3 protein-coding genes and 1 pseudogene are annotated in these 2,102 nt (G+C 62.1%); 3 read left to right on the plus strand and 1 reads right to left on the minus strand.

Translation table 11 applies throughout. From position 1 onward, the window contains the following. A pseudogene (locus tag Q8Q83_RS06660) lies at positions 1-148 on the minus strand (lipoprotein-releasing system transmembrane subunit LolC); the annotation flags it as partial. A gap of 94 nt (positions 149-242) precedes the next feature. On the opposite strand from Q8Q83_RS06660, the gene Q8Q83_RS06665 reads away from it, so the two are divergent. From Q8Q83_RS06665 to Q8Q83_RS06675, 3 genes are read left to right on the plus strand one after another with little or no spacing between them, the layout of a single operon-like run. Then, positions 243-824, plus strand: coding sequence for a PilZ domain-containing protein (locus tag Q8Q83_RS06665; protein ID WP_305622230.1), 582 nt, complete (start codon positions 243-245; stop codon positions 822-824). 11 nt (positions 825-835) lie between these two features. After that, entirely contained in the window at positions 836-1,132 is a 297-nt protein-coding gene (locus tag Q8Q83_RS06670; protein ID WP_305622232.1) for a phosphodiesterase, read from the plus strand. Beyond that, on the plus strand, positions 1,129-1,854 hold the full coding sequence (locus Q8Q83_RS06675; protein WP_305622234.1) for a glycerophosphodiester phosphodiesterase: 726 nt from the start codon (positions 1,129-1,131) through the stop codon (positions 1,852-1,854). Before Q8Q83_RS06670 ends, Q8Q83_RS06675 begins: the two co-directional genes overlap by 4 nt. Positions 1,855-2,102 lie beyond the last annotated feature (248 nt).

Below are 2,102 nucleotides of genomic sequence, written 5' to 3' on the forward strand. Positions count from 1 at the left end.
CATTCATCACCGACAGCACCAGGATCATTACCATCACCCCGAGGGTGAGGCCGAGCATGGACGTCAGGGAAATGAAGGAGACGAAGTGGTTGCGACGTTTGGCCCGCGTGTAGCGCGTACCGATGAATACGAACAGAGGTCTGAACATGTCGGGGCTGATTCGAGGGAAAAAGGAACGTCCTTGTGGCGGGGCTTGGCGAGCAGCTTTACACTCAGACCACTACTGCTGCCATGGGTTCGCCATGTCGACTCACGATGAAGATGATCGCCGCGAATACTATCGTATCGACGATACGATCGCACTGGAATTCACCCCCCTGTCCGGTGCCGAAGCCCTGGCCAGTGATGAACTGCACGACAGCTCACCGCTGTTCAACCTGCTCAGCGACCTGCATCTGATGGACTTCGAGTCGCAGCACCTGCTGCGGCATATCAGCGAGCGTGATCGCACCCTGGCCAATTACCTCAAGGTCATCAACAAACGCATCGACCTGCTCGGCCAGGCCTTGGCGCAGAGCCTGTTGCGGGACATTGGTCTACCGCGCCAAGTCAGCCTGTCCGAAGGCGGCGTCAGCTTCAATAACGCCCAGGCGCTGGCCCAGGGCACTCATCTGGCGGTCAAGATGGTGCTGATGCCGCAAGCCTTGGGCCTGCTGCTAAGAGCCAAGGTGGTGCATTGCCGGCCGCTGCCTTCTCAACAGTTCGAGATCGGCACCGAATTCGAAGCCCTGACCGATGCCCAGCGCCAATTGCTCGCCCGGCATATTCTGCAGCGCCAGGCCCTGGAGCGTCGCCAGGCCCGCGAACACCCTCTGCAACGCTAATAAGGGCCGCCATGCCACGCATCCTTTTACTTCTCGCCGTTTTGCTGCCCCTCGGCGCCAACGCCGACACCCTACAAATCCCCATCGGCCAGCAAGGCGCCACCCGCTTTCAGCTGCCCCGGCTTGGCGAGTCACAGCGTGCGGTGCTGGAGCGTTTCGGCCTGGCCGATGAAGAGCACCCCAGCGTCGGCAACCCACCGATCACCCGCTGGGACTACCGCGAATTCAGCGTCTATTTCGAATACCAACAGGTGATCAGCAGCGTGCGTCATCACCAGCCAGGCGCCGCCCCCAAGGAGCAACAGTGACGGTTATCTATGGACATCGCGGTGCCAAAGGCGAAGCACCGGAAAATACCCTGGCAAGCTTCCAGCAATGCCTGCAGCACGGCGTACGCCGCTGCGAGTTGGACCTGCACCTGTCCCGCGATGGCGAGTTGATGGTGATCCACGACCCTACCCTCAAGCGCACCACCGGTCACCGCGGCAAGGTGGTCGAACACGACGCCACCGAACTGATCGGCTATGACGCGCGCAAAGGCGGCCCCGACTGGAAGCTGCCCTGCCCGATTCCGCGCCTAGCCGAATTGTTCGAACAGTGCCCGTTCGAACACTGGCAGCTGGAAGTCAAAAGCGCCTCGAAGGTCCGTTCCGCGCGCATGGTCAAGGCCATAGCCGCACTGGCCGAGCGCTATCAACTGACCGACAAGGTCACCGTCACCTCCAGCTCCCGCGAGGTACTCGGCGCCCTGCGGCGCCTGACCCCGCAACTGCAACGCGGCCTGGTCGCCGAATATGCCTGGCTCGATCCGCTGAAAGTGGCCAAGCACTATGGCTGCCACCTGCTCGCGCTGAACTGGACGCTATGCACCCCGGAACGCCTGCTCAAGGCGCAGAAGGCCGGCTTGCACGTCTCGGTGTGGACGGTCAACGAACCCGCGCTGATGCGCCGCCTGGCGGACTTTGGCGTGGACAGCCTGATCACCGACTTCCCCGGCCTAGCCATGGCGACGCTGCCGCCAAACCCTTGAGCTGGGTAGGTTGGGCTGAGCTCCGCGAAGCCCAACATGTCGCTCCGGGCGTATGGATCTGTTGGGCTTCATCGCTACGCGTCTCAACCCAACCTACCGCGCATAAAAAAACCGGCCTCCAGGGCCGGTTTTTGCATTAAGCCTGTTCAGAAACTCTCTCGATTTGGCCAGCGCCAGTCGCGGGAGTCACTGAGCGGGTCCTCCCCGACCGGCTCAGGCCACCGGCCGGAGCCGCTCAAAAAAGCCGG

Origin of the sequence: Pseudomonas sp. (genome assembly GCF_030696055.1) — a bacterium.
Lineage (GTDB): Bacteria > Pseudomonadota > Gammaproteobacteria > Pseudomonadales > Pseudomonadaceae > Aquipseudomonas.